The organism is Mesorhizobium sp. NZP2298 (genome assembly GCF_013170825.1).
In the GTDB taxonomy this organism is placed as follows: Bacteria; Pseudomonadota; Alphaproteobacteria; order Rhizobiales; family Rhizobiaceae; genus Mesorhizobium.
On sequence record NZ_CP033365.1, the window covers coordinates 1971301 to 1992171 of the forward strand.

At 63.4% G+C, this 20871-nt stretch carries 24 protein-coding genes; 8 read left to right on the forward strand and 16 right to left on the reverse strand.

Annotated features, from left to right (window positions below; all coding sequences use genetic code 11):
* Positions 1-20: 20 nt before the first annotated feature.
* The 10 genes from EB231_RS09550 to EB231_RS09595 form a co-directional block, all read right to left on the reverse strand.
* The gene (locus EB231_RS09550) at positions 21-398 is read right to left on the reverse strand and encodes a hypothetical protein (protein ID WP_172348586.1); all 378 of its coding nucleotides are present in this window, start codon (positions 396-398) and stop codon (positions 21-23) included.
* Between the two features lie 3 nt (positions 399-401).
* A complete protein-coding gene (locus EB231_RS09555) occupies positions 402-674 on the reverse strand; it encodes a hypothetical protein (protein WP_246740904.1) in 273 nt (90 codons plus the stop codon).
* 178 nt (positions 675-852) lie between these two features.
* Positions 853-1467 carry a LysE family translocator gene (locus EB231_RS09560; protein WP_010911482.1) on the reverse strand — a complete coding sequence of 205 codons (615 nt, stop codon included), beginning with the start codon at positions 1465-1467 and terminating at the stop codon, positions 853-855.
* 106 nt (positions 1468-1573) lie between these two features.
* Complete coding sequence (locus tag EB231_RS09565; RefSeq protein WP_172348588.1) at positions 1574-3019, reverse strand: amidase; 1446 nt, start codon at positions 3017-3019, stop codon at positions 1574-1576.
* Between the two features lies 1 nt (position 3020).
* Complete coding sequence (locus EB231_RS09570) at positions 3021-3926, reverse strand: ribokinase (protein WP_172348589.1); 906 nt, start codon at positions 3924-3926, stop codon at positions 3021-3023.
* A 154-nt stretch (positions 3927-4080) separates the two neighbouring features.
* A complete protein-coding gene (locus EB231_RS09575) occupies positions 4081-4563 on the reverse strand; it encodes a hypothetical protein (RefSeq protein ID WP_172348590.1) in 483 nt (160 codons plus the stop codon).
* On the reverse strand, positions 4538-5065 hold the full coding sequence (locus tag EB231_RS09580) for a hypothetical protein (RefSeq protein ID WP_172348591.1): 528 nt from the start codon (positions 5063-5065) through the stop codon (positions 4538-4540). Before EB231_RS09580 ends, EB231_RS09575 begins: the two co-directional genes overlap by 26 nt.
* Entirely contained in the window at positions 5032-5424 is a 393-nt protein-coding gene (locus EB231_RS09585) for a hypothetical protein (protein ID WP_172348592.1), read from the reverse strand. The genes EB231_RS09580 and EB231_RS09585 overlap by 34 nt, the downstream gene beginning before the upstream one ends.
* 22 nt (positions 5425-5446) lie before the next feature.
* A complete protein-coding gene (locus EB231_RS09590) occupies positions 5447-5917 on the reverse strand; it encodes a hypothetical protein (RefSeq protein WP_172348593.1) in 471 nt (156 codons plus the stop codon).
* Between the two features lie 220 nt (positions 5918-6137).
* A complete protein-coding gene (locus EB231_RS09595) occupies positions 6138-7016 on the reverse strand; it encodes a methylated-DNA--[protein]-cysteine S-methyltransferase (protein ID WP_172348594.1) in 879 nt (292 codons plus the stop codon).
* A gap of 116 nt (positions 7017-7132) precedes the next feature.
* Here EB231_RS09595 and EB231_RS09600 point away from each other — a divergent pair, with 116 nt between their 5' ends.
* Complete coding sequence (locus EB231_RS09600; protein ID WP_172348595.1) at positions 7133-7948, forward strand: class I SAM-dependent methyltransferase; 816 nt, start codon at positions 7133-7135, stop codon at positions 7946-7948.
* Positions 7949-7950: 2 nt separating this feature from the next.
* Here EB231_RS09600 and EB231_RS09605 read toward each other — a convergent pair whose 3' ends face one another.
* The gene (locus EB231_RS09605; RefSeq protein ID WP_172348596.1) at positions 7951-8445 is read right to left on the reverse strand and encodes a DUF2244 domain-containing protein; all 495 of its coding nucleotides are present in this window, start codon (positions 8443-8445) and stop codon (positions 7951-7953) included.
* A gap of 22 nt (positions 8446-8467) precedes the next feature.
* On the opposite strand from EB231_RS09605, the gene nth reads away from it, so the two are divergent.
* Positions 8468-9280, forward strand: coding sequence for an endonuclease III (nth, locus tag EB231_RS09610; RefSeq protein ID WP_172348597.1), 813 nt, complete (start codon positions 8468-8470; stop codon positions 9278-9280).
* A 244-nt stretch (positions 9281-9524) separates the two neighbouring features.
* Here the strand turns inward: nth and EB231_RS09615 are convergent, their stop codons facing one another.
* On the reverse strand, positions 9525-9980 hold the full coding sequence (locus EB231_RS09615; protein WP_172348598.1) for a DUF2214 family protein: 456 nt from the start codon (positions 9978-9980) through the stop codon (positions 9525-9527).
* A 220-nt stretch (positions 9981-10200) separates the two neighbouring features.
* On the opposite strand from EB231_RS09615, the gene EB231_RS09620 reads away from it, so the two are divergent.
* Entirely contained in the window at positions 10201-10734 is a 534-nt protein-coding gene (locus tag EB231_RS09620) for a GNAT family N-acetyltransferase (protein ID WP_172348599.1), read from the forward strand.
* 16 nt (positions 10735-10750) lie between these two features.
* Here EB231_RS09620 and EB231_RS09625 read toward each other — a convergent pair whose 3' ends face one another.
* Complete coding sequence (locus tag EB231_RS09625) at positions 10751-13225, reverse strand: EAL domain-containing protein (protein WP_172348600.1); 2475 nt, start codon at positions 13223-13225, stop codon at positions 10751-10753.
* Between the two features lie 252 nt (positions 13226-13477).
* On the reverse strand, positions 13478-14281 hold the full coding sequence (locus EB231_RS09630) for an IclR family transcriptional regulator (protein ID WP_172348601.1): 804 nt from the start codon (positions 14279-14281) through the stop codon (positions 13478-13480).
* A gap of 185 nt (positions 14282-14466) precedes the next feature.
* On the opposite strand from EB231_RS09630, the gene EB231_RS09635 reads away from it, so the two are divergent.
* From EB231_RS09635 to EB231_RS09655, 5 genes are all read left to right on the forward strand, one after another.
* Positions 14467-15444: a Bug family tripartite tricarboxylate transporter substrate binding protein gene (locus EB231_RS09635; protein WP_172348602.1), complete on the forward strand. Its 978-nt coding sequence runs from the start codon at positions 14467-14469 to the stop codon at positions 15442-15444.
* A gap of 130 nt (positions 15445-15574) precedes the next feature.
* Positions 15575-16111, forward strand: a complete 537-nt coding sequence (locus EB231_RS09640) for a tripartite tricarboxylate transporter TctB family protein (RefSeq protein WP_172348603.1) — start codon at positions 15575-15577, stop codon at positions 16109-16111.
* A gap of 4 nt (positions 16112-16115) precedes the next feature.
* Entirely contained in the window at positions 16116-17639 is a 1524-nt protein-coding gene (locus tag EB231_RS09645; protein WP_056577744.1) for a tripartite tricarboxylate transporter permease, read from the forward strand.
* A 15-nt stretch (positions 17640-17654) separates the two neighbouring features.
* Entirely contained in the window at positions 17655-18839 is a 1185-nt protein-coding gene (locus EB231_RS09650; protein ID WP_172348604.1) for a CaiB/BaiF CoA transferase family protein, read from the forward strand.
* Positions 18836-19687 carry a citryl-CoA lyase gene (locus tag EB231_RS09655; protein ID WP_172348605.1) on the forward strand — a complete coding sequence of 284 codons (852 nt, stop codon included), beginning with the start codon at positions 18836-18838 and terminating at the stop codon, positions 19685-19687. Before EB231_RS09650 ends, EB231_RS09655 begins: the two co-directional genes overlap by 4 nt.
* Positions 19688-19690: 3 nt before the next feature.
* Here EB231_RS09655 and EB231_RS09660 read toward each other — a convergent pair whose 3' ends face one another.
* Entirely contained in the window at positions 19691-20167 is a 477-nt protein-coding gene (locus tag EB231_RS09660) for an NUDIX hydrolase (protein ID WP_172348606.1), read from the reverse strand.
* Between the two features lie 128 nt (positions 20168-20295).
* Complete coding sequence (locus tag EB231_RS09665) at positions 20296-20604, reverse strand: hypothetical protein (RefSeq protein WP_445299315.1); 309 nt, start codon at positions 20602-20604, stop codon at positions 20296-20298.
* Positions 20605-20871: the final 267 nt, after the last annotated feature.

A 20871-nucleotide genomic window follows, 5' to 3' on the forward strand; every position in this document is an offset into this window, starting at 1 on the left:
ACATCCGTGAGCACGCGTCTTCACCCATTGAGCAATCGATAGGTGTCGGCGCCGCGCTTATGGTGTTGCCGCTCAATGGGGATGATCGAGCCGACAAGGTGCGGCATCCCCACTTCATCGTCGACGGATATCACCGCGTTGTTGTCGTCAAGGCGGACGTCGTATGTGTAGTACAGCCCGCGACCGACAGCCATCTTCGGATTGATGGGCATTAACCTGACATACTCGACCGTGCCCATCACACGCTGAATTGCCACAACCGGATTGTCCTGATTCATCGCAATCGGGATCAGCGCCGCCAGAGGCAGTGCGCAGAAAAAAGCGACACCGATGACCGCGTCACGGTATTCCGCCTGAAACAGAAGCAGGCGATTTCTGAGAGAAAATCCTGTTGCCATGGTTCAATTCACAAACCGGTAGAAGACGAAGCCGTTGTCGCGCGTAACGCGCTCTATGCCGATATGCGAGCCGATCACGTGCAGTCGGTCGTCATCGACGAGAAGGGATGAGCCGTCGTCAAGCAAAAGCACGTAGTTGATCCGGTCATGTGCCCACTGGGCGCTTTTGATCGTCGCGTCGACCGCGGTAACTGAATGGATCGGGCTTGCGTCGTTGACCCATTTGTTCAGGGCGGCAGGAACCATCATCGCGAACAGAGAAACGGTCAGGATCACGCCAGGCGCATTCCTTTTCAAATCTGCGTAAGTCCACGACATAAACATGAATCCCCACCACAGATTCATGTGGTGGTCAGAGGGCTGACTGTCAATCAGCCCTCTTTAGTTTCAAGGCATATGGTTTTTCGCCCTGGGCGCTGCAGCTTGACGCGTCGCCCGGCTCATGGCCGCGCCGTTACTTCGACCTCGAAAACGCCAGCCACAGGCCGCCGCCGACCAGGAAGCTGCCGCTGATCCGGGACATGAGCTTGATGCGACTGGCCGACAGCAGGCGCCCGGCGCGGCCAGCGGCGAGTGCGTAGGTCGAGTCCGACATGGCGGCGAAGATCATGGCGGTGAGGCCCATGACGACGATCTGCAGCGAGTAGTTGCCTTGCGGGGCGATGAACTGCGGAAAGAAGGCGCCGAAGAACACCAGTGTCTTGGGATTGCTGAGCGCCACCAGCAGGCCCTGCAGGAAGAAGCCGCCGCGCGGCTTCCGCGCTGTTCCGTCGGCATTCAGCGTGCCCTTGGAGCGGAACATCTGCACGCCCATCCAGATCAGGTAGGCGGCGCCGATCAGCCTGACCCATTCGAACCAGTGGCCCATGCCCGCGATCAGCGTGTTGAGGCCGATGCCAACAATGGCGATCATGATGGCAAGGCCAGCCTGCGTGCCGGCGACGTTGGCGAGTCCGGCGCGGGTCCCATGGCGGATGCTGTTGGCGATGATCAGCGTGACCGTCGGTCCCGGCACCAGGATGATGACGATGCAAGCGAGAACATAGGCGGCGTAGAGTTCCAGCGACATGATTTTTCCTCTGGCGTGCCGCCGACGCGGCGCAACTGGGACAATCAATGCATGGCCAAAGCCTCCACGCAAGGCGTCCGGGAAGCACCGAGCCGTCGCACGCGGGTCAGGCGCCGGCTGGCCAAGGCAGCGTCGCCTCATAGGCGGCGGCCGCCCTCAGCACGGCGAGGTCGCCGCGCGGCCGGCCGATCAGCTGCATGCCCATTGGCCGGCCCTTTTCGTCGAAGCCGACCGGCACGTTGAGCGCTGGGCAGCCGCCCAGCGTGGCGAAGGCGGAAACCTGCATCCAGCGGTGATAGCTGTCCATCGGCCGTCCCGCGACCTCGCTTGGCCAGTGCGTGGTGACATCGAAGGGAAAGACCTGCGCGGTCGGCAGCGCGATGAGATCGAAGCGGTCGAAGATCGACAGCAGCGTGCGATGCCAAGAGGTGCGGATGACCGAGGCCGCGCGGATCTGCGGCGCCGTCAGCCGCATTGCGTTCTCGATTTCCCATAGGGCTTCCGGCTTCAGCAGGCCGCGCTTGGAGGGGTCGTCGTAGTGGGCCTGGAGGGCGCAGCCGCTGCTGGCCTGGCGCAGCGTCACGAAGGCCTGCCACAGCGCCTCGAAGTCAAAATCGGGCAGCAAGGGTTCAATCACGAAGGACTGGCCCGCGAGCCGGCCGAGCGCTGCCTCGCACAGGCCGAGGATGCCGGGTTCGAGCGGCAAGTGGCCGCCGAGGTCGCCGAGCCAGGCGACGCGGCCGCCAGTCGAGGGCGTTGCGAGCCCTTCGAGGAACGAGCCCGGTTTCTCATAGGACAGTGGTGCCTGCGGATGATAACCCGCCTGCACGTCGAGCAGCAGAGCCATGTCGGCGACATTGCGGCCCATCGGCCCCTCGACGCCCATCTGCGCATGGAAGACCTCGAAATCCGGCCCGGCGGGCACGAGCCCCTGCGACGGGCGGAAGCCGTAGACATTGTTCCAGCCGGCCGGGTTGCGCAGCGAACCGCCGAAATCGCTGCCGTCGGCGACGGGCACCATGTCGAGCGCCAGCGCCACCGCCGCGCCGCCACTCGACCCGCCGGCGGTGAGCGCCGGATCGAAAGCGTTCAGCGTCGGCCCGAAAACGTTGTTGTAGGTGTTGGAGCCGAGTCCGAATTCGGGGACATTGGTCTTGCCGATGATGATGGCGCCGGCATCGCGGATGCGCTCGACGAAGAAATCGTCTTCCTGCGGCACGAAATCGGCGAAGATCGGCGAGCCGAAGGAGGTCCTGAGCCCAGTGGTCGAGGCAAGGTCCTTGATGGCGATCGGCAAGCCGAAGAGCGTTCCGGTTTCGTTCGCCTGCCTGCCATCGGCCGCGTCGGCCTCGCGCAGGATGTCGCCGCGATCGCGCAACGAGACGATGGCGTTGACCAACGGGTTGACCGCTTCGATGCGGTCGAGGAAGGCCGTCACCACCTCACGTACGGAAAGCGTTCTGTGGCGGATCGCGTCGGCCAGTTCGACAGCGGACAGGCGGCAGATGTCGCCGGCCGGCGGCACGGCATGTTTGGTCCGGGGACGCATCATCTCAGCTGACTTTCTGCAAGGCCTGATCGACATCCTTGGCCAGCGGGATCGCCGGTTGGGCGCCCGGCTTCAGGCAGGCCAGCGAGCCAGCCGTACCGGCACGCGCCAGTGCCTTTTCGAGCGTGAGGCCGGACGACAGGCCGGCAGCGAAGTAACCGCAGAAGGTGTCACCGGCGCCGACCGTGTCGACAGGGGCGATCTTCATTGCCGGAATGGTCAGGAAGTCGGTTGGCGTCGCCGCCATGACGCCGTCGCCGCCGAGCGTGACGACGATGGTGCGGCCGGTTTTCGCGGCGAAGTCGCGCATGCGTGCCGCACGGTCGCGGCCGTTCAGCGCCAGCGCCTCGCCATAGAGGTCGAACTCGGTCTCGTTGGCGACGGCATAATCGGCCTTGCCGAGGAAAGCCGCCGCGTCGCCCTGGAAAGGAGCGGTGTTGAGCACGGTGATGGCGCCGGCCGCCCGCGCCTGGTCGAGCGCGGCATCGACGGTCGCCAGCGGGATCTCGTGCTGCAAGAGCACGACGTCGCCCTTTTTCAGGAAGGCCTTGGAAAGGTCGCCGGGCACCACGGAAGCATTGGCGCCGGGGACCACGGCGATGATGTTCTCGCCGTCGTCACCGACCATGATCAGCGCCGTGCCGGTCGAGGCAAAGGTTTCGCCCACGCCCGACAGATCGACCTTGGCCTCGCGCAGCAATGCCAGCGCCTCGCCGGCGAAACTGTCCTTGCCGACGGCGCCGACCATGCGCACCGGGGCACCGGCGCGTGCGGCGGCGAGCGCCTGGTTGGCGCCCTTGCCGCCGGGCGCCGTGGCGAAACCGGAGCCGCTCACCGTTTCGCCGGGGCTCGGCAGGCGGTCGACTTTGGCGATAAGGTCGAGGTTGATCGAGCCGATGACGATAATCAAGCAAGGCCTCCTGCCGGCATGAATTCAAGGTTCTGGAACGTCCACGGTGCGTTGGGGCGAAGACGGGCCGTTCCAATCGCGCGGGAAGCTAACCTGTAAGGTCGCGGCTTGCCAGACCACGCGAATGGTCCAGCTTGCTTTGTGGTATCGTGGCCTATTCACAACGCACGGTGACGGTGCCCTGATAGCTGCCGGCGGGAAAGATACCGCTCGATTTGGTGGCGATGAGGTCGATCTGCATGGCGTGGGTGCCATTGACAAGCTTCTGCGGCACATTTCCATTGATGTCGGCTCCCGAGCCGTCGAGGCGAAAGACCGAGGCGAAGGTCACGTTGGTGCCGCCGCCGCTGGGCGCGGACGAGAACGCGGCCGGCGCCGGCGCCGAAACCGAATAGCAGTCCAGCAGATTAAGCAGCGAGCACACCAGGGAGCTTGCCACCACGGTCGCGCTGGCGCTCGATCCGCCTGCCTGCTTGGAACTCAGTATACTGATGGCGGGATTTGCGGTCATCGTTCCCGATGCCCCGACCATGATGGTGCAAGTGCCGATGATTGCCGCCGACACAGGCTGGCTGAAGCCGGCAAGTGCCGCCACCGCGAGCAGCGCGCGGTTATTTCCTCTTCTTTTTCTTGCCATCACCATTTCCGGTCCTGAGGCTCCAGCCTTCGTTGGCCCATCCGGGTGATGCGGCAGCAGAAGCCGGAGCAGAAGCGCCGCCGGCCACGCTGGCCGTCTGGCCGTCTCCGCCGAGACCCATCTTGAGCAGCTTCAGCTCCAGTTGCAGGCGCTGGACCTCAAGTTCGTAGAGCCGGCTGCAGTCGAGACGCTTCGGCGTACGCCCGATCGGGATCACCACCCGGCCGTAGGTGGCGACACCGTTGTCCGTCTGGTTGTTGCCTCTGATAACGCCGAGATCGACATAGGCACCGGAACCGGAAACGGCGGAGCGGCAAGTGGTGCCGTCCGCGGCATGGACCTCGTCCTGGCCCTGGGGCAAGGTGACACCGGGCAAATTGAAGCCGTTCTCGTTCTGATTGAGATTGTAGATCTGGTCCTGGGCCAGGGTTGGAACCGTGTTTGTCACTGCAACCGCGAGCGCCAGCGTCAGGATTTGCGGTGCCCAAAAAACTTTCCGCATATCTGTGCCCTTATCTGCGTCTGTTGATTGGGAAAGGGGATGCTTTCGATACAGATACGCACTTTACGCTCGGCAGCGCCGCCGAAGGGCACGACCACAAGGACAGGACGGGAAGCCTGGGAAGCCAACTGGAACACACTTGGAGAGATCCTGGCCTCCACCGGCTGAAAATCCTGGTCGTAGACATGGATCTCGACCCTGATCTTCTGATCGTATGGATTGGCCGGGAAGACGCGAACCGCGAAGGCATCGGTGAAACTGTTGACCTCACCGCGCATGGGCGACATCGACTGCGCCTTTGCGGCAATAGGCGCCAGCCCGACGGCCAGTGCCGTCGCCAGGATTCGTGCATGTTTCAAGTCCCTCTCCTTAGCGACGGCGCTATTCGCAGCGCAGCGTTACCGTTGCCTGGTAGTTTCCGTTGGCGAAGCGGTTGCTGCCGCCCTTGGTGCCGGCGAGATGGACCGAGACAAGGTCGGCGCCGGGTGTGCTGATGGGGGTCGCCGAGCCGGTCTCGACGATGGAGTGCGCACCGGCGGAAGAATAGGTTGGTGTCCAGGTGGTCGATGTCGTGTCGGCCGATGGCACCGTCGTGGTGGTAACCGGATCGACGCTCAGCGACACGCCGCCCGTCGTCGTCAGCGTGACGGTTCCGGCCGAGCCGCCGCTGTTGTGGGAACTGAGGGACTGGAGGTCGGGGCTGACCGTCATCGTGCCGTTGGTGGCAATGACGAGCGTGCAGGTCGGAGTGATCGTGCCATTGAAAATGACATTTTGCGTTGTGGCCATTGCGGCCTGGTCCAGGCACGCGGCCAGCAAGGCTGCACCGAAGGCGGTGCGCAACAATTTCATCGAGACCTCCTGCCAAGTCGGATCACCCGAAGTGATAGGAGTCATGATCGCTTTATCGTGGTTAATTTAGCGTAAACTTAAATAAGGTGCGGAAATAACATTTCGTAAAAAACCGAAGGTTGTCCCCGGTTGTGTCATGAATTCCGGATAACACTCAAGTAATACTTTCCACCACTTAATATCTGTAAATTTTTCCGGCGAAAACTGGAAAAACGATATTTTACGACGACACTTGCCCCGCCTCCCAGCCCAGGATGGCGCGCTTGCGGGTTAGGCCCCAGTGATAGCCGGTGAGATCGCCGGACTTGCCGATGGCGCGATGGCAAGGCACCACGAAGGAGAGCGGGTTGGCACCATTGGCGGCACCGACCGCGCGGCTGGCGCTCGGCGCGCCGATGCTGGCGGCGATCGAGGAATAGGTGCGGGCCTTGCCCATCGGAATCTGCAGCAGCGCCTCCCAGACGCGGACCTGGAAGTCGGTGCCGATCATGACGACATGCAGCGGCTGGTCGGGCCGCCACAATGTCGGATCGAAGATACGCGCGGCGTAAGGGCCGGTCGCGGCCATGTCCTCGACATAGACGGCGTTCGGCCAACGGCTGGACATGTCGGCGAACGACGCACGTTCCTCGCCCGGATCACTGAAGGCGAGGCCGGCAAGGCCACGGTCGGTGGCCATGATCAGGGCGGTGCCGAAAGGCGAGGGATGATAGCCGTAGCGGATGGTGAGGCCGGCGCCGCGCGTCTTGTAGTCGCCCGGCGACATCGCCTCATGGGTGACGAACAGGTCATGCAGCCGGCCGGGGCCGGACATGCCCAGTTCGAACGAGGTTTCGAGCAGCGGCATGCCGGAATCGAGCAGCCGTCGGGCGTGGTCGAGCGTCACCGCCTGCAGGAAGGCTTTTGGCGACAGGCCGGCCCAGCGGGTGAAGAGTTTTTGCAGGCCTGTCGGCGTCTCGCCGACCTCCTCCGCAAGCTCCTCGAGCGAGGGCTGGTCACGATAGTCGAGGCTGATCTTCTCGATGGCGCGGCGCACGATCTCGTAGTCGCCGCCTTGCGGCGTGATGTCCTTCTTGAGGACTGCTGTGTGTGTGCTCATCGAACTGTCTCCTTGGCCAGGAATATCGCCCCTTGGGGCGGCGATCGCCACCCGAAACTTGCCTTCTTGCCGCGCATGCCCAGATAGATTCCGGGGTTCGTGCCCAGGAGTCGCTCATGGCTGGCGAGAAAGTGCACCTGACCGGGGCAAAGGAAACCTTGCTGATGACACTCTACGGCAAGGCGCTGGAGAGCCGGCTGCCCCATTCCCTGCTTGCGGATCATTTCGCCGACGAGGCGGTGCGCAAGATCGACTATGATTTCTCCAGGCTCAAGGTCGACGAGAATCTCGGCATCGGCCTGGCAATCCGGGCCAAGACACTGGATGTCCGTGTCGAGGATTTTCTGGCCAGGAATCCCGGCGCCATCGTGCTGCATCTCGGTTGCGGGCTCGATGCGCGCGTCTTCCGTGTCGATCCGCCGTCAGGCGTGGACTGGTTCGACGTCGACTATCCCCAGGTCATCGAACTCAGGCGCAAGCTCTACCCGTCCCCCGACCATCACCATCTCATCGCTTCGTCGGTGACCGAGCCCGGCTGGCTGGCCGAGGTGCCGCGCACCCGCCCGGCCATGGTGGTGGCGGAAGGTCTGACGCCCTATCTCCCCGCCGATGAAGGGCTGCGTCTGGTTTCGCGGCTTGTCTCGCATCTTGCCGGCGGCGAGCTGATGTTCGACGCCTACAGCCGTTTCGGCCTGACGCTGCTTCGCCTCAATCCGACCATCAAGGTCACGGGTGCCGAGGTCCACTGGGCGATCGACGATCCGCACGAGCTGGAACTGGCGGTTCCGAAACTGCGGTTCGTCGAGGATATTTCCGCCTACAAGCCTGAACACGCCGCCCGCATGGGCTGGTCCGCCAAATTGTTCGTTCGCCTTTGGAAACACATTCCGGCGCTGCGAAAGGTAGGCAGGCTTCTGCGCTATCGCTTCTAGATTCAGCGCGCCTTTGCGGTCGCCAATGCCCGCGAAAAGGCGGTGGCAAAGCTCTCGCGGGAATCGGGATCGAGAAAACCGCCGATCGGCACGTTCTGGCCTTGCGCTTCCACGGTCATTTTGGTGATGCCGATCTCGGCGTGACGGGCCACCGAAAACCGCGCCCAGAACGGGTTGAAGCGGTGCGCTTCCGATTTTCCCGAAGGGGCTGTCTTGCGGATGTCGAGGCTGGTGCGGGACACCGACACCTCCTCGCGGGCGCGGGCGGCCCGATAATTGGCGCGGAAGGCGATGTAGACGGCGACCACGTCGAGGCCGAAGAAGCCGAACACCGGCCACGCACCACGCGACAGGAAAAACGCGCCTGTCACCAGCCAGCCGAACAGCAGCGCGCCCATCAGGACCAGGAAGCCCGTCCTGCCCAGCGACCGGTGTGGGGTCAGCAATGCGTGAAAGAAGGGCTCGTCAGCCTGGAACGAGGCGTTTGTGTCGCTCATGACAGGATATTATAGGAGGGAAATGGCGAGCCCCAAGTCCAAAGATTCTTCCATGCCCGAAAAAAAGCTGCCGGCCGGACGACGTGACGGATCGAACGCCAAGCCGCGTCCACGGCCCGTGCGGCGGACGTCACGCTATACCCCGGCGGAAGTGCATGAGATCTTCCGACGCTTTTCGGTCCAGCGGCCGGAGCCGAAGGGTGAGCTCGAACATGTCAACGCCTTCACGCTGCTGGTGGCTGTGGTGTTGTCCGCGCAGGCGACGGATGCCGGCGTCAACAAGGCGACGCGGGCGCTGTTCAAGGCCGCCGATACGCCACGGAAGATGGTGGCTCTGGGTGAAGCCAAGGTCGGCGAATACATCAGGACCATCGGCCTCTGGCGCAACAAGGCCAAGAATGTCATCGCGCTGTCGGAGGCGCTGATCCGCGACCATGGCGGGGAAGTGCCTGATGACCGCGATGAGTTGGTCAAGCTGCCGGGGGTCGGGCGCAAGACCGCCAATGTCGTGCTCAACATGGCCTTCGGCCAGCATACGATGGCGGTCGATACGCATATTTTCCGGATCGGCAACAGGCTTGGCCTGGCGCCCGGCAAGACGCCCGAGCAGGTCGAGCAGGGGCTACTGAAGATCATCCCGGACGAGTATATGTGCCATGCGCATCACTGGCTGATCCTGCATGGCCGCTATGTCTGCAAGGCGCGCAAGCCGGACTGCCCGGCCTGCGTCATCGCCGATATCTGCAAGGCGCAGGAGAAGACGACCAGCATTCCGGCGCCCCTGGTGCCGATCGCCCCGCTCGATGCGGTGGACGAGGTTCAGGGCCAAACCTGACGAGCGGCTGGGCCTCAACTCTCCTCCACGAACACCTCGAAAGCCGACCGGTTTGCGACAAATACCGATTGCGGAACCTCTGCCCGCTTCCGATTTATTCTAGATTAGGGTGTTGATATTCAGGTGATGCCAGCCTGCGAACGGTGGTTTTCCGCGCTCCTGGTGCTCGCGTACGAAAAGTATGCTCCGCTCCGGTTCTCGAAAACCACCATTCTCGGCTCGGCCTGACCCGAATCTCGACACCCTAGTAGCCGTAACCGCGCGCCATCGCCGCCGCGAAGACCGGGATCAGCAGGAAGACGAAGGCTTCCGCGGGGACGTATGTCTTCACCGAGGCCAGTTCGCCCGCCGGCACGGCGAAGGAGGGATTGGCGCTGGCCTGCCTGTTCCAGGAAATGAAGCGCACGGTCGGGACGATCGACAGCAGGCCGACAATGCCAAAGGCCACCATCTTGGCCCAGAACACCCAGTTGTAGACGTAGAACTCCCATCCCTTGAGACCCCAGAAGACGCGGCCGATGCCGACGATGATGATCAGCGCGGCGATGATGCCATAGTGGCGGTCGATGCTGGCGAGCCGCTCGAGCGTCGCGGCGGGCAGGTCGCCGCGGATCAGCACGAATTCGGCGCCGATGATCCCCGCCAGGGAAAACACCAGCAGATGATGGACAATGGCAAGCACAAGGTCGGTCGTGTCCATGCTTCTTCCCTTGGGTTTGAGCACCAGCCCGCGTCGGAGAAGATCGCGTCGCAATGTGCTGAAATCAGCCGGCCGGGAAAATAACACCGTCGGGCGGAATTCCCATAGCGGAGCCACGGCACCGGACATGCGGCTTTTCTGGATGATGGCGCGTTTCGCGCTGGCCCTTGCACCGCACGGGCTATTTGCTAAGCGCGGATAACTTCAGCGAGGCAATCCCATGAACAATCCGCACGGCGCTCCGGTCATCGAGACGAAGCGAACCATTCTAAGGGCGCACCGGCTGGAGGACTTTGACGCCTATGCCACGATGTGGGCAGACCCGGCCGTCACCCGCTTCATCGGCGGCAGGCCGCGCACGCGCGAGGAAAGCTGGATGCGCTTCCTGCGTCATGCTGGCCTGTGGTCGCTGCTCGGCTACGGCTTCTGGGCGATTGAGGAGAAAGCGACGGGCCGCTTTGTCGGAGAGGCCGGTTTTCACGACCTGAAGCGTGACATGGAACCGTCGATCGAGGGCATTCCCGAGGCCGGATGGGCACTGGCGCCGGCCGTGCACGGCGCCGGTCTCGCCACCGAGGTCGTCGGCCGCGTGCTGGCCTGGGGAGAAGAAACCTTTGGACGTACGAAAACCGTCTGCATCATCGATCCGGAGAACGCCGCATCGTTGAATGTCGCTGGCAAGGTCGGCTATCGCGAAGTATTGCGGACCACCTATCATGACGCCCCGACAGTGCTGCTGGAGCGGCTGTCCTGAACTGGAATTGAGACCTCTACCCCGCTTGGCGGCGCAGTTTCCGAGCAAGGTCGGCCCACGGATCGGCGCTCTGCGCGGCCGGTGTGACGCCCCGGCCCAGCAGCACCGTCGAGGCATCGAACGGCGTCGGCCGGGCGATCCCATAGCCCTGGGCATAGTCGACGCCGATGGTCTTCAGTGCGGCGGCGATTTCGTCGCTCTCGACGAACTCGGCGATGGTACGCTTGCCCATGACCTTGCCGATATGATGGATCATCTCGACCATGGCGCGGTCGATGCGGTCGTCAAGCATGTCCTTGACGAAGCTGCCGTCGATCTTGAGGTAGTCGACCGGCAGGTGCTTCAGATAGGCGAAGGATGACATGCCGGAGCCGAAATCGTCGAGCGCGAAGCGGCAGCCCAGGCCGCGCAGATCGGCAATGAAACGCATGGCATTGGTGAGATTGGCGATAGCGCTGGTTTCGGTGATCTCAAGGCAGATCATGGCAGGCGAAATGCCATAGACGAGAAACTGCTCGCGCAGGAAGCCGAGAAACGTCTCGTCGCCGAAAGTCGCTCCGGAAAGATTGATGGCGCATGTGGCAATCGGCGGCGTGCGCGGATCGGCCTGCCGGGCGGCCAGGATGCGGAAGGTGTTGCGCACCACCCAGCGATCGATCGACGGCATCAGGCCGTAGCGCTCGGCAGCGGGAATGAAGCTCTGAGGGGTGACGAAGCTGCCGTCTTCGTCGGTCAGCCGCAGCAGGATCTCGATATGCGCTCCCGCCTCGACGACGTCGTCGTTGAGCGGCCAGATTTCCTGGGCGTGAAGCCCAAAGCGGTTTTGCTCCAGCGCGGCGTGCAGGCGCTGTACCCAGGCCATCTCGCCGAAGCGCTCGCGCAAGGCCATGTCGCCATCGCTGTGGATCTGGACGCGGTTGCGGCCTTTCTCCTTGGCCATGTAGCAGGCGACGTCGGCGGCGCGCAGCGTTTCCTCGATCGTCACCTGCGCGTTGGCGAGCTCCACCATGCCGATACTGACGCTGGTGTTGAAGGGTCTTCCGTCCCAGGCGAAATGCAGGTCCTGCACCGCCGCGCGAAGCCTTTCGGCGATGTCGGCTGCGTTGGTGGCATCGCAATCAACGAGCAGCACGCCGAACTCGTCGCCGCCCAGCCGGGCGAGTACGTCGCCGGACCGCAATTCGCGGGTCAGCAGTGAGGAAATCTGGCGCAGCAACTGGTCACCCGCGGCGTGGCCGCACGTATCGTTGACCAGCTTGAACTGGTCGAGATCGAGATACATCAAGGCGTGCTGCCGGGGCTTGCCTTGCAGTTCGACGATCGTCCTTTCCAGCCGGCTTTCGAAATCGCGCCGGTTGGCGAGCCCGGTCAATGCGTCATGCGAAGCCTGCCATGAAAGTCGCTCGATATAATCCTCTTCGCGCGTCATATCGTGGAAGGCGAGCACCGCGCCGACGATTTCACCGGAAACGATCAGCGGCGCGCCGGTCAGCGCGACGGGAACAACGGAGCCGTCCAGCCGCTGCAGCAATTGCGGACGGGCGCTGGAACGGCGCGGTTCGCCGGCCAGGAGACGCTCGACCAGCTGCGAATCCTCGACGCTGGTATCCTTGTCGACCAGGCGAAACAGCGATGCGACCGGTTTGCCCCTGGCAGTGCCGAGCGGACAAGCCAATAGTTTCTCGGCAACCGCGTTCATGTAGTCCAGCCGCCCGTCACGGCCAGTGCTGATGACGGCCTGGCCGATAGACGCCAGCGTAACCTGGGCGCGCTCGCGCTCGGCATTGAGCGCCAGCTGGAAGGCCTGGCGCTGCGCCAGAAGCTTGCGGGTACGCCACACCGCCAGCAGGATCAGCAAGGCGGCGGTGACGAGATTGGCAAAGGTGAGCAGCATACGGATGAAGCGCGATCCCTCGCCCAGACTGTCCGAGAAGGCCTTGGACAATGGGGTGACCTGACGATCGAGCCGATGGATTTCCGCTTTCCAGGCGCCGATCTCGGCTGCCGACGCAGGCCCCTTGCCCAGCGCCGCATGCATGGTGTCGCCGAGCCGCTGGATGGCGAGTATCATCGTGTCGGCCGCCGCCCAGTGCTGAATAGCGGTATCAAGATAGCTGAACGTCCGGAAATTCTGGAACAGCCAGATCAGCCCGGCGACGTCGTCCGGGTGGTTTCTGCCTTGCAGAAAGCCTGTGCGCGCTGCCTCTGTATCGGGCTCGGGCTGCTCGAGCGCCAAGCGCGCCGAGCGATCGGCCATCGGAACGGCGATCGCCTCGCGATACTCGGTGAAGAACTCCTCATTGCCGGTGTCCGCATACAGGCTGAGGAAATAGATGGCGTGCTTTTGCCCCTTGGACCACTGGCTTTCCCCGCCGACATAGGCGCGAACCGCCGAAAGCGTGTACAGGCTGAGGCTGGCGACCAGCGCCTGGATGAGCACGACGGCGATGAACGGCCACACGAGCCCGAGAAGACGGGGGCTGGCGTCCATCGATGACGGCTTCTTCGAATTCACGAACGTGCCATGATCCTGTCAGCGTGTCTGTCCGACTGTTTCACCCGTCGGTTGAGACGATTTTCTTCCCCTCATGTCGCGCAAATGGCGACAACAACCGGGTATCACGGGGGACTTAACAGCAAATAAATAGTTCCGTTCTCTACAAAGCCATTTCTTGATTTGGGCGGCTGAATATTACGCAGCGTCAAGTGACTGCTTCAAGTTGAATCAGTTTGTATTCGAAGCTTATCGATCCTTTTCGAGCCCGTAACCGAGCGGGTTAGGCAGCGCCTCCGCCGCAAGACTTGCCTGTTCGAGCAGGGAGGCGTCCTCGCCGAAGGCACGGGTGGCGCGGGCCGCCGCCTCGAGCAGCGGACGTTTCATGCGCTGAAGGAAGGCGGCATCGACGCGCGTGCTCGGCCCCGCCAGCGTCAACGCGCCAAGCAGGTTGCGCCCCGGCCCGAATACCGGTGCCGAGACGCCCGCCGTCTCGGGGTCGCGGTCGCCGACGGCGAGGCAGTTGCAGGTTCTTCGGATGGTCTCGTAGGGTTCACCCGGCTGGCCGGAAAACGCCGCAAGCACGCGTCCGCCCGAGCCGACAAGCAAGGGCAATACGTCGCCCTCGCGTATGGTGTAGCGGATCGGATGCTTGGATTCGACGCGGTAGAGACAGGTGCGGACGTCACCCGACCGGACATAGAAGGCGACGCTCTCCCAGCTGTGCTCTGAAAGGTCGCGCATGATCGGCAACAGGATGTCGACCGCCACGACCGAACGCTGATAGAGGGCGCCGAGCCGGAAGGCGGTGGGCCCGACGCGGTAGCGCCCATCGTCGAGGCGCTCGAGCAACTGCCCGCGCAGCAGTGAATTCGTCAGTCTCAGGATCGTACTCTTGTAGAGGCCGGTGCGCGCCGCGAGTTCGGCCAGGCTGAGTGAGCGGTCGGCGGTTGTAAAGGCATCGAGGATCGCAATCGCCCGATCAAGTGCCGCGACACCTTCGGCCGATGTACGCCGAAGCTCTGTATCCGCCGATTTGCTTGGTGAGTCCATTGCAGTTCCCAGTTCGCAGAAACCCGAGCGGGGCCACTCTGTCGCGCTCCTGGATCGTTCTGTCCAGCAGAATATCGTTCCGGTTGACAGAACTTGCTAACATCTGCTTGAACTCGATCACGGGTCTGTGAATGCAGGCACGTTTGGCAGGCACCGGAGGAGGTGTCGTGATTTGGAGGAATCCCATGCTGAACAGACGCAGATTTTTGATGAGCACGGCGGCGGCAGGCGCTGCCGGCCTTGCAGGACTTCATCTCACTCCCGCTTTCGCCGATGGCGCACCGCAGATCCAGATTTTCGTGCCGGCGGCACCCGGCGGCGGCTGGGACCAGACAGGGCGCACGATGGACCAGGTGCTGCGCTCAGAGAAGCTGATCTCCGGCTCGCAGATCACCAATGTCGGGGGCGCCGGCGGCACGGTCGGGCTGCCGCAGTTCATCAGCCAGTGGAATGGCAAGGGCAATTCGCTGATGGTCGCCGGCATGGTCATGGTCGGCGCCATCATCGCCAACAAGGCCGCCAACAATCTGACGCAGGTGACACCGATCGCCCGTCTCACCGGTGAATTCGAAGCCCTGGTGGTGCCGGCGGAATCGCCGTTCAAGACCGCCGCCGATTTCGTAGCCGCGCTCAAAGCCGATCCGACGAAGGTTCCCGTGGCCGGCGGCTCCGCCGGTGGCTCCGACCACATCCTGTTCGGCCTGATCGCCAAGACCGTCGGCGTTCCGGCGACCAGCCTTTCCTATGTCCCGTTCGCCGGCGGCGGCGAGGCCTTGTCGGCGCTGCTCGGCAACCAGGTGGCGGCCGGCATCTCCGGCTTTGGCGAATTCTCCGAACAGGTCAAGGCCGGTGCGCTCAGGCTGCTCGCCATCTCGGCCGACAAGCGCCAGGACGGCATCGACGCGCCGACGCTGAAGGAAACCGGCATCGATGTCGAACTGTTCAACTGGCGCGGCGTTTTCGCGCCTCCCGGCGTGTCCGACGCCGACAAGGCGGCGATGATCACGCTGGTCGAGACCATGGCCAAGAGCGATGCCTGGGCCACGGAGTGCAAGAACCGCAACTGGACGCCCATCCTGCTCACCGGCGACGACTATGCAAAATTCGTCGCCGAGGATTCGGCGCGCATCGAGGCCATCCTCAAGGATCTCGGCCTCGCGTGATTTTCCCCAGGGGGATGGCGCGAGCCGTCCCCCAATTCTCAAGTCCATCGATCGCATCGCAGCGATCATGGCTGGCAGCATGAGGGCCGGTGACAGCCGTCTTGGCCCGTAATCCTGGGGAGGACATTCCATGAGCACCATCAACCAGCCGACGGCGTCCTCGCGCCTTGCCGTGCCCGAATTGCTTGTTGGCATTGGGCTTCTCGCCTGTGCCGGCGCCGTGGCTTGGCAGACGCTGGCGATCCCGGTGTCGCCGCTCTATTCCAAGGTCGGGCCGACCGTCTTTCCCTATCTCACCATGGTTGGTCTGGCGGTGCTCTCGCTGCTGCTCATCCTCGCCGCGTTTCGCGGTGGCTGGCAACCGGAGGAGGAAAAGGAAACGCCGACCGACTGGAAGGCGATGGGCTTCGTCGTCATCGGCCTTGTCGCCAACCTGCTGCTTATCCGGCCGCTCGGCTTCACGGCGGCCTCGGTCATCATGTTCGTTCTCGTCTGCTACGGCTTCGGCAGCAGGCATACGCTGCGTGACGCGTTCACCGGCCTTGTCCTGGCGCTGGCCGCCTATTTCGGTTTCGCCAGGGCGCTCGGCGTCAACATCGGTGCGGGTTTCATCGAGAACCAGCTGAACACGGCGATCGATGCGATCATCGGCGCGTTTGGAGCGTGAGGCCATGAGCACGCTCGAACAACTCGCCCACGGCTTCTCGGTCGCCTTCACCCCGGTCAATCTTCTGTGGTGCCTGCTCGGCACCACGCTCGGCACCGCCATCGGCGTGCTGCCAGGCCTGGGGCCGGCGCTCACCATCGCGCTGCTTCTGCCGATCACCTATCAGGTGGCGCCGGAGGCGTCCTTCATCCTGTTCGCCGGCATCTATTACGGCGCCATGTATGGCGGCTCGACAACCTCGATCCTGCTCAACACGCCAGGTGAAAGCGCCACCATCGTCACCGCGCTGGAAGGCAACAAGATGGCGCGGTCCGGCCGTGGCGGTGCCGCACTCGCCACCTCGGCGATCGGCTCCTTCGTCGCCGGTACCCTCGGCACGCTCGGCGTCGCCTTCCTGGCGCCGGTGGTTGTCAAGTTCGCGCTGGCTTTCGGCCCGGCCGAATATTTCTCGCTGATGGTGCTGGCCTTCATCACGGTTTCGGCCGTGCTCGGCTCATCCTCGGTGCGCGGACTCACCAGCCTGTTTGCCGGCTTCGTTATCGGCATGATCGGCGTCGACCTGCAGACCGGCCAGCCGCGGTTCACCTTCGGCACGACAGAACTGCTCGACGGCGTCGACGTCATCATCGCCGCCGTCGGCCTGTTCGCGGTCGGTGAGACGCTCTATATGGCCTCGCGCCGCTATGCCGGAAAGGACGAGATCGTGCCGCTGAAAGGGTCGCTCTACATGACCGCGGCCGAATGGGGCCGCTCATGGAAGGCTTGGCTGCGCGGTGCGGCGATCGGCTTCCCGATCGGCGCCATGCCGGCCGGCGGCGCCGAAATCCCGACCTTTCTGTCCTATGCCATCGAAAAGAAACTGTCGAAGCACAAGGAGGAGTTCGGCACGGTCGGTGCCATCGAGGGCGTCGCCGGTCCCGAGGCCGCCAACAACGCGTCCGCCGCCGGCGTGCTGGTGCCGATGCTGACGCTTGGCCTGCCTACCTCGGCAACGGCCGCGATCATGCTGTCGGCCTTCCAGAGCTACGGCATCAACCCGGGGCCGCTGCTTTTGACGACGCAGGCCAATTTGGTCTGGGGCCTGATCGCCAGCCTGTTCATCGCCAACGTCATCCTCGTCATCCTCAATTTGCCGTTGATCGGGCTGTGGGTGCGGCTGCTGAAGATCCCGGCGCCGCAGCTTTATGCCGGCATACTGGTGTTCGCGACCGTGGGCACTTACGGCATTTCGCAATCGCCCATCGATCTCGTCATCCTCTATTTGCTGGGGGCGGCGGGCTTCCTGATGCGGCGTTTCGATTTCCCGACCGCGCCGGTCATCATCGGCATGATCCTGGGGCCGCTCGCCGAAACCCAGTTCCGCCGGGCAATGACCATCTCTAATGGCGACTGGTCGGTGTTCTACAAGCATCCGCTGTCGCTGACGCTGCTGACGCTCGCCTTCATCGGCCTGGTCGGACCGCATATCTGGGCCTTCATCGAGCATCGCCGTCGGCGTGGTCCAGAGCACGTGCCGGGCGATGCCTGACCGATTTGAGAAGATATGACTGACCTGCTTTCCGGTATCCGCGTCCTCGACCTGACCAATGTTCTGGCTGGGCCTTATTGTGCCTATCAGCTGGCGCTGCTGGGGGCCGACGTGATCAAGGTCGAGGGGCCGCAAGGCGGCGACCTGGCGCGCCAGCTCGGCGGTTCGCCAAGGCTCAACCAAGCCGGCATGGGCGCCTCGTTCCTGGCTCAGAACGCCGGCAAACGATCCGTCATGCTCGATCTGAAGACAGAAGCCGATCGTGAACGCTTCCTCGACCTTGTCGCCAGTGCGGACGCGCTGGTGGAGAATTTCCGCCCCGGCGTGATGGATCGGCTCGGCCTTGGCTACGAAGCGCTGAAGGCGGTCCGCCCCGGCCTTGTCTATTGCGCGATATCGGGTTTCGGCCAGACCGGTCCGATGCGCGACAATCCCGCCTATGACCAGATCATCCAGGGCCTGTCAGGCATCATGAGCATCACCGGCACGCCCGAAACAGCGCCGCTGCGTGTCGGCTATCCCGTCGCCGATACGCTGGGCGGGCTGGCCGGTGCGTTCGCGATTGCATCGGCGCTGGTCAAGCAGAAGACCTCAGGCGAGGGTGCCTTCCTCGACGTCTCAATGCTCGAATGCACGCTTTCCGCACTCGGCTGGCCGGTGTCGAACTATCTGACGGCCGGGGTCGATCCCAAGCCGATGGGCAATGAGAACATGACGGCAGCACCCTCCGGCGCCTTCCGAACCGGCGACGGGCTGCTCAACATCGCCGCCAACAAGCAGGAGCAGTTCGTAACGCTTTGCCGGCTGATCGGGCGACCAGAGCTGGCCTTGGACCCACGCTTTGCCGAGCGCGAGACACGCAAGCGCAACCGTGCGGCGCTGAAAGTCGAGATCGACGAGGCCCTGGCAGGCGCGTCGGCGGCGGCCTGGGAAGAGACGCTCAATCATGCGGGCGTCCCGGCGGGCAGGGTGCTGACGATCCCGCAAGTGCTGGGCGAACCGCAAGTACTGGAACGGCAGGTGACTGCGAATTTTAACGATGTCGCCGGGATGGACAGACCGCTGACCGTTCTGCGCGGCGGCTTCATGGTCGATGGCAAGGCGCCATTGCCGACAAAGCCGCCACCGGTGCTCGGGGAGCATATGGACGAGGTTTTCGCCCACCTGCCGCCGCGTGCCAAGGCAAAGGCACGGGCATGAGCAGTTCCGGGAAGAAGTCAGGCCGTGAACGCGGCGAGGAATGGTGGCAGACCGGCATCATCGAGATGAGCCCCGGCGTCATTCGGCTGCGCGGCTATGAAATCCAGGACCTGATCGGTCGCGCCAACTTCCCTGCGATGATCTGGCTGATGTTGCGTGGTGAACTGCCCAGCGAGGACCAGGCAGCCTTGCTCGGCATTGCGCTGGGGGCGGCCGTCGATCATGGGCCGCAGGCGCCGTCGATTGCCATTGCCCGCATGGCCGCCACCTGCGGCGTCGGCATCAACAGCGCCATGGCTTCGGCCATCAATGTGCTCGGGGACGTGCATGGCGGCGCGGGCGAACAGGCGCTGTCCTTCTACGGCGATATCGCCGTGGCGATCGATGGCGGGACGGTGCTGGATGAGGCGGTCTCGGTAAGGGTCGACCGGTTCTTCGCCGAGGAAAGAAGGTATGTGCCAGGGCTTGGCCACCGCTTTCACCCGGTCGATCCGCGCGCACCGCGGCTGCTGGAACTGACTCGCGAATTTGCCGGGCGTGGCGTCATCAATGGACGGTTCGCCGACATCGCCGAGGCTGTTGAGGCGGAGGTCGCGCGGCGCAAGGGGAAAAAAATCCCGCTCAATATCGATGGCGCAACGGCTGTTATCTATGGCGAGCTCGGCTTCCCGCCGCCGCTGACGCGGGGACTCTTCGTGCTGTCGCGTTCTGTCGGCATTCTTGCGCATACCTGGGAACAGTCGCAGCAGAGCGAGCGCAACAAGGGGCCGCTGCCGCGCGAATGGCTGTGGGCTTATACTGGAACACCACTGCGGCCGTTTCCGGGAGACGGCGAGGCCGGCGGGTGAAGCCTATGCCCGGCCGGCCGACGCAGGCATGGGAAGCTTCAAGGTCTCCACCAGCGTCGCCAGGTCAGGCTCGTCGATCAGTATTGCCGCGTCGGCCGGCGCCAGCCATGCCCGTTGCCGCCGTTTGGCTTCCTGCCAGTCGGCAAGCTCTTCGGTCACTTCGAGCAGATAGACGATGACGTCGACGCGAATGAAGTTGTTGGCCAGCCGTTTCCAGTAGGAATAGGTGCCCGCCGGTTCCTTCAACGTCTTGCCGAGCACGCCGGCCTCTTCCATCGCCTCGATGGTGGCTGCCTTGCGGCCACTCTTGCCTTTCATCGGCCATCCTTTGGGGACGATGAAGCGCTGCGTCGTCCGCGATGTGACCAGCATCACCTCGATGTCGCCGTGCGCGTTCCGCCGAAAGGGGATCGCCGCGACCTGGCGGATCCGCTCGCCTTTCTTGGCCTTGCGCACGGCCTTTTTCTTGGTGGCTGCCATTCGTAACAATCCAGTCGGTGCAGTGCCCCATAGCGTGACGCGGCGCCTTTGCAAAACCCAAACTGCCGCAGGGGCACTCGAAGGCCCCTATCATGTAAGTCGGCTAATTAAAAGAGTGGTCCCGCCTGTCAGCGGCAGGTGCTCACGGCGGTGTTGCCGATTATCTGCGTCTGGCAGCTCGGCCTGACCTGCGGCACCACCGGCGGCGGCTGCTGGACGATCACGCGGTCCTGGTCGCGATACTGCTGTTGCTGCTGCTGAAATTGCTGCCGCTGAATCCTGTTTTGCAAGATCTGCAGATCATTCTGCTGGATTAGCGCGTTACTTTTGGCAGAGGGATTGAGCACCTGCGCGGAGGCGGGCAACCCAAGCCCGGCCAGAACCATCGTAGCCAGCGCTGCCGATGCCAGAATCGACGGTGGCCTACGCGCGGACATGCGCCCATTCTGCGAAAAGATCCTATTCATTCCCAATATATAGGGCGGCCTGTCGGGTGATGCCATGGCCATGCATGGATCTCCCATAAGTCAATCATACCGTTGTGCGGTCCGTGACCGCAGATTGCCGTCATATGACGACTATGAAAGGCCGAAGGCTTTGGCCAGTGTCCCTTACGGAAGTTCTCGAATTCATCTGGCACAAGTCAATGTAGTCTAATTTAGCCAGAACTCAACAAGTGAGAATGCGGATACGCCGGCCTCGAT

Bases quoted from the DNA above. Each gene is read 5' to 3' on its own strand.
- EB231_RS09605 (WP_172348596.1), bottom strand. From the start codon at position 8,445: ATGAGCGACACAAACGCCTCGTTCCAGGCTGACGAGCCCTTCTTTCAC.
- EB231_RS09600 (WP_172348595.1), top strand. From the start codon at position 7,133: ATGGCTGGCGAGAAAGTGCACCTGACCGGGGCAAAGGAAACCTTGCTG.
- EB231_RS09635 (WP_172348602.1), top strand. From the start codon at position 14,467: ATGCTGAACAGACGCAGATTTTTGATGAGCACGGCGGCGGCAGGCGCT.
- EB231_RS09650 (WP_172348604.1), top strand. From the start codon at position 17,655: ATGACTGACCTGCTTTCCGGTATCCGCGTCCTCGACCTGACCAATGTT.
- EB231_RS09580 (WP_172348591.1), bottom strand. From the start codon at position 5,065: ATGCGGAAAGTTTTTTGGGCACCGCAAATCCTGACGCTGGCGCTCGCG.
- nth (WP_172348597.1), top strand. From the start codon at position 8,468: ATGGCGAGCCCCAAGTCCAAAGATTCTTCCATGCCCGAAAAAAAGCTG.
- EB231_RS09615 (WP_172348598.1), bottom strand. From the start codon at position 9,980: ATGGACACGACCGACCTTGTGCTTGCCATTGTCCATCATCTGCTGGTG.
- EB231_RS09630 (WP_172348601.1), bottom strand. From the start codon at position 14,281: ATGGACTCACCAAGCAAATCGGCGGATACAGAGCTTCGGCGTACATCG.
- EB231_RS09560 (WP_010911482.1), bottom strand. From the start codon at position 1,467: ATGTCGCTGGAACTCTACGCCGCCTATGTTCTCGCTTGCATCGTCATC.
- EB231_RS09640 (WP_172348603.1), top strand. From the start codon at position 15,575: ATGAGCACCATCAACCAGCCGACGGCGTCCTCGCGCCTTGCCGTGCCC.
- EB231_RS09590 (WP_172348593.1), bottom strand. From the start codon at position 5,917: ATGAAATTGTTGCGCACCGCCTTCGGTGCAGCCTTGCTGGCCGCGTGC.
- EB231_RS09595 (WP_172348594.1), bottom strand. From the start codon at position 7,016: ATGAGCACACACACAGCAGTCCTCAAGAAGGACATCACGCCGCAAGGC.
- EB231_RS09620 (WP_172348599.1), top strand. From the start codon at position 10,201: ATGAACAATCCGCACGGCGCTCCGGTCATCGAGACGAAGCGAACCATT.
- EB231_RS09550 (WP_172348586.1), bottom strand. From the start codon at position 398: ATGGCAACAGGATTTTCTCTCAGAAATCGCCTGCTTCTGTTTCAGGCG.
- EB231_RS09665 (WP_445299315.1), bottom strand. From the start codon at position 20,604: ATGTCCGCGCGTAGGCCACCGTCGATTCTGGCATCGGCAGCGCTGGCT.
- EB231_RS09625 (WP_172348600.1), bottom strand. From the start codon at position 13,225: ATGGACGCCAGCCCCCGTCTTCTCGGGCTCGTGTGGCCGTTCATCGCC.
- EB231_RS09645 (WP_056577744.1), top strand. From the start codon at position 16,116: ATGAGCACGCTCGAACAACTCGCCCACGGCTTCTCGGTCGCCTTCACC.
- EB231_RS09655 (WP_172348605.1), top strand. From the start codon at position 18,836: ATGAGCAGTTCCGGGAAGAAGTCAGGCCGTGAACGCGGCGAGGAATGG.
- EB231_RS09575 (WP_172348590.1), bottom strand. From the start codon at position 4,563: ATGGCAAGAAAAAGAAGAGGAAATAACCGCGCGCTGCTCGCGGTGGCG.
- EB231_RS09660 (WP_172348606.1), bottom strand. From the start codon at position 20,167: ATGGCAGCCACCAAGAAAAAGGCCGTGCGCAAGGCCAAGAAAGGCGAG.
- EB231_RS09565 (WP_172348588.1), bottom strand. From the start codon at position 3,019: ATGATGCGTCCCCGGACCAAACATGCCGTGCCGCCGGCCGGCGACATC.